Raw genomic sequence first — 8,939 nt, 5'->3', positions numbered from 1 at the left:
ACGTTCTGTGGGCGATGATCCGTGACGGAGTGTGCTATCAGCACTCACTTCCAGTTGCGGCTGCGGGTTGACATCAGCATTGGGAAGTCCCGTAACGGCGGGGCGCAAGTGAGATGATCTCCCAGGCCGTCAGTATGCTCGCGGCCACTGACAACGCCCGCGGTGGCCCAGTAACGCCCATCTGGACCTGCCCCGGGCGGGCGGCGACCACCGGCGGGTGCTGGCTGTGCTGAGATTCTCGGAAGGAAACGGCTGGCCCCAGGCGCCCGCTGAGGGCCCGGCCGACGCCGGGGCAGCGAAAAGGTTGGTATGCGGGACCGGCGGAACCGGGTAACGTCTTTGTCATGTTCTTCCAGACGCCGATTCACGAGCGAGCGTGATGGGCCCCTGCTGACGTCCTTCGACGTCGCCGCCCGTCCCCCCACCGATGAATCCGTAGATCACTTCACATCATTACCGGGAGAACCCATGACCGTGAGCAAGAACATCAACAACCCCGTGGGCATGGGCGGCGGCCAGCGCAAGAGGCTCTCCCGCGCCGAACGGCAGAACAATGGTCCGCACCGCAACCTCGACCGCCAGGGTGCAGCCGACCAGAAGGCGGAGCTGGTGCGCAAGATGCGCGAGAAGGCAAGCGCAACTGAGGGCGCCGGGCAGGCGGGCGACGACACCGCACAGAGCTGACGCACCGCCGCAGCAGGGCGGCACCGCACGGAGCAGGGCCCGGACCGCGACGCGCGGTCCGGGCCCTGCTGCCGTACCGGGCGCGGCCGGTCCCGATCAGCTCTCGGCCGACCAACCCGCGTCTCAGCCGACCACCCCGGGCAGCCGCAGATTCAGCAGCCCCGTTACCGCCACCACTCCCGAGCTGCACCAAGAGCGTCACCACCAGCGCGTTCCCCGTGCCCAGCCCGGGCGACACCGCAGCTATGGGTTGTCCCGTAACTGATCTTCGAACCGGTGCGGGCGAGTCCGGTTGCTGATCCGCCCGTTTGTCTATCCGGCGAGGGCGAGATTGTGCAGTCGTGCGATACCGGGCATGGCGTGGTGGACGCCGTCGCCTTTGAGGCGGCAGTCGCGGAGGATCTTCCAGGTCTTCATGCGGGCGAAGACGTGCTCGACGCGGGCGCGGACCTGCTTGTGGGACTTGTTGTGCACCTGCTTCCAGCTGGGCAACTCCTCGCCATTGCGGCGCCTGTGGGGGGCATCACAAGGCCGGTGCCCGGGTCGTAGCCGCCGTCAGCGATCGTCATGGTGTTGCCGACGGCGGCCTTGGCTCCGGATTCTTCCCATGCTTTGCAGTCGTTGCGGTTGCCGGGAAGGGGGCACCCGACCACGACGATCAGGCGGGTGTCGGCGTCGATGACGACCTGGTGATTGGTGGAGTACCGGTAGTTCTTCGACTGCTCGGCCACCGTGTGGTCGCGGGTGGGCACCAGGGCGCCGTCCACGATGAGCACGGTGTCTTTGCGGAGCCTCTTGCGGGGCTGGAGCGCGAGCAGAGGGCCGAGGTGGTTGATGACGCGGTCTGCTGCCGACTTCGACACCTCGAACAAGGGCGCCAGCTGTCGCAGCGTCAGGTTCGTCCGCCAGTAGGCCGCGACCAGCAGTACCCGGTCCTCTATGGGCAGCCCCCAGGGCCTGCCGCGCCGCACACCATCAGCGCCTTCGCGCCGCGGCGCCGTCACGAACTTCGCGAAGTACCGCGGGCTCAACCCAGTGAAGGGGCCCATCCAGGACGACTCCGACGCCGTGATCACACCAGCCACATCAAGATCATCCCATTGCCTGGGGTTTCCCCTGCGCGAACGCGGTGCGGCAGCGTTCAACCTGTTCGGCTACCTGCTCCATGAACCAGTGCGTGATCGCATAGGGGATGACGTGCTCATCATGGCTGTGAATGTGGACCGTCGGTTCCAGGTCTGGATCCTCGTCGGGGATGTACGCCGCGAGGAAGGTCCTGCCGGCCCGGTAGGTGACGGGGTTCGGAGATTCGCCCTGCACGAGGACGGCTTCGCTCAGCTCCAGACACCACGCGTCGTCGGGCAAGGCGTAGTGGTGCTGGACAGCGTAGTGACGTCCGGCGTGTTCTCGCAGCTCAGGCATAACCGCAGGCTGACACAGCTGTCAGGCCAGAGTCGCGCCGATACCGATCCAGGCCCCCCAGAGCTGTAACCGTGCACTTCAACTCCGGTTACGGGCCAACCCTAATGTGCGGTCTTATTGGAATTGCTGTGCGGCCCCGCCGCTGCTCCCGCTGCCGGTCTGGCGGGCGAGCTCAGCGACTCGGGCGTGTACCTCAGTCAGGGCGAGGGCGAGGGCGGCGGTGGCATGGTCGCGGGCATCGGGTGCGGACTCGGCGCCGGCGGTCTTGGTGACTTGCCCGAGGGCTCCCTTGAGGGCCTCGCCGGCGAGCTGTTCGCGCCATACGGCAGCACCTGCTCGGCGGGTCTCGGTGGCTGCGGCGACGCGAGCGCCGCGGGCGAACGTGAGTCCCTTGGTGTGGGCGATCTTGCTCACTGTGGCGGCGCTGCGCCAAATGGTCCTCGCGATGTGGATACGCGACTTGCCCTCGGCGTGCAGGCGGCGCACTGCGTCGCGGTCATGGGCGGCGATCGGCTCACGCCCTCACCTCCCGGCAGACATGCGTCCGTCCCGCCGCGGGGGGATGTGGTGGGGCGGACGAGTGAGGGGGCCGAAGTTTCCGGGCAGACCGGAGGCGCCTTCAATATTAGGCCACGAAGTGATAACGACACACGCCATTCTCCTGCATCGCGTTCCGTACTCGGTGAGCGTGGTCGCGTGGCCTCATAGCGACGCGCCGAAACCGAGCCGCTATGGGTCCGCGAAGGGGGGAGAGGTCCGAGCCCCACGAAGGCTGTTTCAGCCGTCCCATAACTACACATCCGAGATGCAGCGTTCGGGCTGGCTCTCGACCTGATCACTTATTGAGCAACGGTGGTCAGTTCGAGGAGCCATGCGAGTAGCCACGCCCCCGAACTGACCACCTTCCACGGAGGGTTTCGGCAGTCGGATGGAAACCGTCGGATGGGCAACCGCTGCGGTTACGACGCTCGGCGGGTGTGTGCTCGTGCTGGGGTACATCCTCGATCAGGTGCCGGCGCTTACTGAGAAAGCCGTCCGAGCTATCGCTGCGATGCGTCGGCTGCGCGACGAATGGCGAAACGGGTGATCTCGCCCGGGGCGGTGAGCTCAGCTCCGGGCGAGAGGTCACACTGCGATCATGGGAGCCCCCGGGGGGAGTCCTTTCGCCACGGCGGCTACGGCGCTCCGGTAGCGGGCGCTGACGTGAGCCGAGCCCGTCGGTCGATGACCATGGTGCGCCACCGTTGGCGCACCGCCTGCTGCTCGCCGAGCCGCCGTGTACGGGAAGGGGTGTCGAGCGCAAGGTCGGCCATAAAGTGAGCGATGTCGACGTAGTAGGCGTGGTAGCCCTCGCGGGTCAGCTCGCGGAGTCGGCTGATCCTGGAGGCGACGCCGTCTTGATCGTCGCGGATGGCGTGGAGGAAGGCGTGTGCCAGCTCCAGCTTGGCCTGGGCGAAGAGCAGTCCCGACGTGCTGATATCCGCCGCCAGCACCTGACCCCGGTCCTCGACTCCCGCATCGGTGCCGGCGTCACGTAGCAGTGCTGCGATCCGTACATCCAGGGTCGCGGTGAGCTTGTTCCGCTTTGACGGACACCCTTGACGGACCTCGACCTGGAGGCCGCCGCCATAGGTCACGCGCTCTCCGTCGAGGACCGTGCCGGGGCGTAGCGAGTTCATGCCGGCCGCGGCCAGATCCATCCACGCTGAGGTCACCGTTCGCCCGGACCGAACCCGCAGCCGGACGGTCTCGGCGTCGCGCCACAGCGCGGTTCTGTGGCCGTCGTTCTCCAGACTTCGCCATGTCTCATGAGACAAGGGCGCTGTGAGGATCTCGGTTCCGAGTCCCGTCGCCTCAACACTCTGCGGCTTGCGACCACAGAGTTTTTCGGGCCCTGGCCCGGGGGCCCCAGGGGGCGCTTGCGGCGGTCGCCGGGGAGGTGAGCCCCAGAGCGGCGTTGTCCTTGCCGTCCCGCATGTGGTCCAGCCAGCGTTCGTACCAGGAGAGGAAGTCCTGGGCCGAGGAGACGTTCGGGGGCCAGAAGCCGTCTGCGTTACCGGTGAGCATGCGGCCGGCGAGGGGGCCAGTCACGCCGATGAGGCACAGGTCGGTGCAGCCCATCTCGATGATGTGGAGGAACAGGTCTCCTTGCCGCGCGTCCGGGTGGTTCACGTGATGGAATCCCCGCGGGGTGCCGTCCGGCGGCTGCCGGTCCATGGTGAACAGCCTGCACTCCTCCAGCGGAAGCAGACCGTAGAAGGGGCCGGCACCGCTGCCCCCGAGTTCGACAAGGAACTTTCGGTAGGCCAACGGCAATTCGATGTGGTGTTCGCCCTCGAAGACGTCTGCCTGCGCGGAACTGACGCGCGGGCCAATGCGAAACGTGTGACGCTCGGCGCCCATCGAGTGGCTGCGCTGCACCTGGTACGGGACCTTTGCCAGCTTGGAGCGTATGCGCGATATGCGGGAGTCCATCGGAGGATCTCTTCTCTCGTCCGCCGCCACTCTACTGGCCCGCCCGAATGAGACATCTCCGGATGTCGGGAGAACCGTCGAACTTGATCTCGTACCACCGGCCCTTGCCGCGGGGCAGCGTCGGCAGGGCCTCGGCAACGGCGACAGCGACGGGGTACTCCACGGGCCCATCCTGCGACAGCACTCCTGGAGTGCGCATGCTCGCGGCCCTGCGCGGAGGAGCCGGAGCTCTTCTGGAGACTGGCGCCAGTCCCAACGAGGCCCCCTTCAACGACTGAAGGCCCTGGACAGCAGCAGGCCCCTTCAGAAATCACGGGGCCTTTCGTCGTGCGCGTCGAGGCTTACCGGTGGTGGCTCCCCGGCGCCGACGGGGAGTGCGACGGCTTTGTGCCGGTCGGTGCCTTGCTGCTGTCGCCCGGTGTGTCGCCTCTCGCGCCCCGGCTGCCCGCCGCAGACACTGAGGCGGCTTTCAGGCCTACCTCGTGGCTACCCCGGTCCGGATCGCCCAGAGGCGGACGCTCCCGTCAAGGCAGCCTACGGCGAGGGTGTCGCCGTCCGGGCTGAACGCCACCGCTCGGACTCTCTCGGATTGCCTGGTCAGGATCAGCAGCTGTTCACCAGTGTGGGCGTCCCGGACGATGACCGTGCCGCTGTTGTCGCCAGCCGCGAGCACTCGGCCGTCGGGGCTGAACGCCAGCGAGCAGATGTTGTCGGTGTGCCCGGTAAACCGACGGTGGCGCTTGCCGGTGTGCGCGTCCCAGACGTGGACCAGAACCTCGCCGTCTTCGGCGAAGGTGTTGCCAACTGCGGCGATGGTGCGGCCGTCGGGGCTGAACGCCAGCGAGCTGATGTGCGCGGTGTGCCCGATTTTCAGCCGACGACGGAGTCGTCGGCCGGTGCGTGGGTCCCAGATGCAAACGCGCCCTTCGGCGTCACCTGTGGCGAGGGTGTCCCCGTCCGGGCTGAACGCCACCGGGCCCGTGGCGCCGGACAGGCTGGTCAATCCCTTGCCCGTGTGGGCGTCCGAGAGACGAGCCTCACTGTAGGTGCCGATGGCGAGGATGCGGCCGTCAGGGCTGAACACCACAGAGTCGACGGTCCCGGTGTGTCCGGTGAGCTGACCGCGTAGCGCGTCCGTGTGCGGATCCCAGAGGCGGATCACCTTGTCGTCGCCACCTGTGGCCAGGGTGCGGCCGTCGAGGCTGAATGCAAGGGAGTAGATGCGGTCGGTGCGCCCGGCCACGAGGCGGAGCTGCTCGCCGGTGTGTGGGTCCCAAATATGGACGCCCGATCTGCTGTAGCTCGCGGCGAGGGCGCGACCGTCCGGGCTGAACCCCATCGCGTCCACACACCCCCTATCGGATTGACCTTTCAACGTGCGGAGCAGAGTGCAGGCAGGCCCCGTGGGGCCGGGCATCACCCGTGTCGGAGGGACGGTGGGCGCCGGGGACGTCGGTCTGCGGTCATGACGGGGAACCTGCACGAAATCAACGAGATCGACTGGCCTCGTCGGCGCGGAGTCCTGGGTGGCCAGCGCCGCTAGGGCCGTGGCCAGCACCTGGGCGTCCGGCCGATGACCGGGCTCCTTCGACAACAGCCCCATCACCAGATCCTCCAGCTCGCGCGGGATGCCGTAGCGCAGTGTGCTGAGGCGCGGCGGGACTTGTTCCACGTGCTGGCGCATGAGCGAGTAGAGGGGCTGGGACGCGGGGAACGGGTGCCTCCCCGTCAGTAGTTCGAACATGACAACGCCCAAGGCATACAGATCACTCCGAGCGTCGGCCTCCTGCCCCTGCCACTGCTCAGGTGACATGTACGCCGGTGTGCCGATCACCAGACCGGTTGAGGTCACGACCTCGGACATGTCGGCGCTGCGGGCGATGCCGAAGTCACACACCTTCACCCGGTCGCTTGCCTGCACGAACAGGTTGGCTGGCTTCAGGTCACGGTGGATCACTCCGTGGTGGTGGGCGACTGCGAGGGCGTCGACGGTCTGGCTCGTCAGGTCCAGCACGCGGGGGAAGGGCAGGCCCTCGGGGTTCTGGGCCAGGAGTTGGGCGAGGTCGTGGCCGTGCAGTAGTTCCATGACGATGAAGTGATACGCCTCGTGGCGGCCGGCGTCGTGCACCACCGTGATCCCTGGGTGCTGCAGCCCGGCGAGGATGGCCGCCTCCCGCTGGAAGCGCCGCACCGACTCGGCGCCCGACACAGCGAGCATCACCTTCACCGCGACCTCACGCCCCAGCACCGGGTCCCGGCCCAGCCACACCTCCCCCATGGCACCGCGCCCCAACACCCTCTGAAGGGTGTACCGGTCGCCAAGGGTGACCCCGGCCGACGCCATCCCAGAATCCACCAGTAGCTCCGATTCTCCGGACGTCACGAGGGCTCACACCCTGCTGGGAGATCTATCCAAGCGTGTCGCGTTCAGCACGTCGAGTGGCCAGGTGCCAGGCACGGCGACCGTGGCAGGGACGTTCGCGGCCGGGAGCCGTGGCGTGTACTGGGCCAGGGCTGAAGCGCAGCATCACGAAGCTGGTTCCGGGCGCGCTCACATGCGACCGGGACCAGGCAGCCAGGACTGGCAGCGCCCCTGGTCAGCGACTGCTCCGGTCCTCACCGGTCCGCCGATCACCGTCAGCGGCTGGCCTGGCTGCGCAGGAAGCGGCTCTCCTTGTGCCGGCGCAGCAGCTGCCACGGCTTCATGGCGTACGAGAGGTCCTCGCGGCAGGCGTTGAGGAATGTGCCCTGGGCGGCGACGACCGCCTCAGCCTGTTGCTGGAAGCGGCCCCCGTCCTTCTCGTTCAGTTCCAGGTCGCTGGCCGCGGCGACGAGTGCCTCCGCCGCGGCGATGACGGGCACGGTGCCGCACAGCCGCACACCGTGCAGCGCCCCGATGAGGTCGCTACTGACCTCCCAGGCATGCGGCAGCTGGCCCAGCAGCAGCTTGTGCGCCGCCCGTCCGGCCTCGCGCTGCAGGTGGGAGAACTGGAACGCGTAGTTGAACGAGCGGGTCGAGGCGTCAGCAGCCGCCGGTACGCCTCCGCCCGGTCTTCCTTGCTGCCCAACCGGGGGACCCCGGTTGGCCGGTAGCGCCCGATCGGCGCGGAGGTGACGCTGCCCGTGACCTTGATGCCGGCAGCGGCCACACCCGACGTCGTGAAGGTCCTGCCCGGTTCTACCACCCGGCGGGAGCGGCGACGGCCGGGTCGGCGCAGTTGCTGCACCAGGCGCACCGCGCCGCCCAGCGCGCGCCAGATCTGCGAGCACGGCCAGTCGGACGTCGGGCACGGGGTGGGCCGCCTGGCCGAGCAGGACGTGGGACGTGGAGCAGTTCGAGGACACGGGAACTTCCGGCAATCGGCAGGGATCTTTCGCCCCTTGCCGAGTCTGGGAGGCCGCGCAGACAGCAGCGGCGCCCGATGTATTCCGAGTGATCCGGGGGCTTCTTGTCTTCCAGAGTGCGCCGCGCCCCCTCCGGAGTGTTAATCGTGCCCCTGCCGGCCCGCGCCTTCCGTCCCGGATAGCCGCGCTGCTGAGCACCGGTCAGCGGGCGGTCCTCGATTCCCTGCTGACCGTGCCGCCGGGGGCGCGGGTGTCGGAGCTGGACTCGACGCCGACCAGCTGTTCACCTTCGTCTGAACACTCACCCGGAAACCAAAACCCACAACACATACGAGGAAGAGGACAATCTCAATGAAAGCCATTGTGGTGACCGACCAGGCCGCGGGAACAGCCGGGATGACGCTGACGGAGCGGCCTGAGCCGCGCGCATCGATCAACGACGTCATCGTTCAGATTCATGCATCGGGCTTCGTCCCGACCGAGATGGAGTGGCCATCGACCTGGACCGATCGCGCCGGCCGTGACAAGACACCGTCGATCCCCGGCCACGAGCTGGCCGGAGTGGTCACCGCCCTCGGCTATGGCACGACGGGGCTGTCGCTCGGGCAGCGGGTGTTCGGCCTCGCCGACTGGCACCGTGACGGCACCCTGGCGGAGTACGTGGCGATCGAAGCACGCAACCTCGCACCGCTGCCCGGCGACGTCGACTTCACGGTAGGCGCGTCCCTGCCCATCTCAGGTCTGACCGCGTGGCAGGGGCTGTTCCAGCACGGCCGCCTTCAGTCTGGCCAGACCGTCCTCGCCCATGGCGCGGCCGGGGCAGTCGGAACGATGGTCACCCAGCTCGCACGTGAGGCCGGCGCTTACGTCATCGGCACCGGACGCGCCGCCGACCGTGACAAGGCACTCGACTTCGGCGTCCATGAGTTCGTCGACCTCGAGAATGACGCGCTGAAAGACGTCGGCGGCGTCGATCTGGTCTTCGATGTCATCGGTGGCGACGTTCAGAAGTG

General features: G+C 67.9%; 8 protein-coding genes and 2 pseudogenes. 2 read left to right on the top strand and 8 right to left on the bottom strand.

The genetic code is table 11. The features are described from left to right. Window positions 1-468 precede the first annotated feature (468 nt). Complete coding sequence (locus ACWFR4_RS44540) at window positions 469-684, top strand: DUF6243 family protein (RefSeq protein ID WP_453465805.1); 216 nt, start codon at window positions 469-471, stop codon at window positions 682-684. 312 nt (window positions 685-996) lie between these two features. Here the strand turns inward: ACWFR4_RS44540 and ACWFR4_RS44535 are convergent. The 8 genes and pseudogenes from ACWFR4_RS44535 to ACWFR4_RS44500 all read right to left on the bottom strand — a co-directional run bounded on the left by ACWFR4_RS44535 (window position 997) and on the right by ACWFR4_RS44500 (window position 7,926). Continuing rightward, window positions 997-1,769, bottom strand: a pseudogene (locus ACWFR4_RS44535) (transposase). 7 nt (window positions 1,770-1,776) lie between these two features. After that, complete coding sequence (locus ACWFR4_RS44530; protein WP_453465105.1) at window positions 1,777-2,106, bottom strand: hypothetical protein; 330 nt, start codon at window positions 2,104-2,106, stop codon at window positions 1,777-1,779. A gap of 114 nt (window positions 2,107-2,220) precedes the next feature. Then, window positions 2,221-2,592: a hypothetical protein gene (locus ACWFR4_RS44525; RefSeq protein WP_453465107.1), complete on the bottom strand. Its 372-nt coding sequence runs from the start codon at window positions 2,590-2,592 to the stop codon at window positions 2,221-2,223. Window positions 2,593-3,281: 689 nt separating this feature from the next. After that, complete coding sequence (locus tag ACWFR4_RS44520) at window positions 3,282-3,806, bottom strand: hypothetical protein (RefSeq protein WP_453657222.1); 525 nt, start codon at window positions 3,804-3,806, stop codon at window positions 3,282-3,284. Between the two features lie 154 nt (window positions 3,807-3,960). Further along, complete coding sequence (locus ACWFR4_RS44515; protein ID WP_453657220.1) at window positions 3,961-4,581, bottom strand: SMI1/KNR4 family protein; 621 nt, start codon at window positions 4,579-4,581, stop codon at window positions 3,961-3,963. Window positions 4,582-4,612: 31 nt separating this feature from the next. Then, complete coding sequence (locus ACWFR4_RS44510) at window positions 4,613-4,744, bottom strand: hypothetical protein (RefSeq protein WP_453657218.1); 132 nt, start codon at window positions 4,742-4,744, stop codon at window positions 4,613-4,615. Window positions 4,745-5,056: 312 nt separating this feature from the next. Then, window positions 5,057-6,925, bottom strand: coding sequence for a WD40 repeat domain-containing serine/threonine protein kinase (locus tag ACWFR4_RS44505; RefSeq protein ID WP_453657224.1), 1,869 nt, complete (start codon window positions 6,923-6,925; stop codon window positions 5,057-5,059). A 293-nt stretch (window positions 6,926-7,218) separates the two neighbouring features. Further along, window positions 7,219-7,926 (bottom strand): hypothetical protein, encoded by a 708-nt coding sequence (locus ACWFR4_RS44500; protein ID WP_453657216.1) that lies wholly within the window; start codon window positions 7,924-7,926, stop codon window positions 7,219-7,221. Window positions 7,927-8,277: 351 nt separating this feature from the next. Here ACWFR4_RS44500 and ACWFR4_RS44495 point away from each other — a divergent pair. Beyond that, a pseudogene (locus ACWFR4_RS44495) lies at window positions 8,278-8,937 on the top strand (NADP-dependent oxidoreductase); the annotation flags it as partial. Window positions 8,938-8,939 lie beyond the last annotated feature (2 nt).

It is taken from the genome of Streptomyces sp. NPDC055140 (assembly GCF_053607285.1).
This window is presented reverse-complemented; position numbering and strand designations above follow the sequence as displayed.

Coding starts and splice junctions, on each gene's coding strand:
- ACWFR4_RS44505 (WP_453657224.1), bottom strand. CDS start 6,925: ATGGCGTCGGCCGGGGTCACCCTTGGCGACCGGTACACCCTTCAGAGG.
- ACWFR4_RS44515 (WP_453657220.1), bottom strand. CDS start 4,581: ATGGACTCCCGCATATCGCGCATACGCTCCAAGCTGGCAAAGGTCCCG.
- ACWFR4_RS44540 (WP_453465805.1), top strand. CDS start 469: ATGACCGTGAGCAAGAACATCAACAACCCCGTGGGCATGGGCGGCGGC.
- ACWFR4_RS44520 (WP_453657222.1), bottom strand. CDS start 3,806: ATGGATCTGGCCGCGGCCGGCATGAACTCGCTACGCCCCGGCACGGTC.
- ACWFR4_RS44530 (WP_453465105.1), bottom strand. CDS start 2,106: ATGCCTGAGCTGCGAGAACACGCCGGACGTCACTACGCTGTCCAGCAC.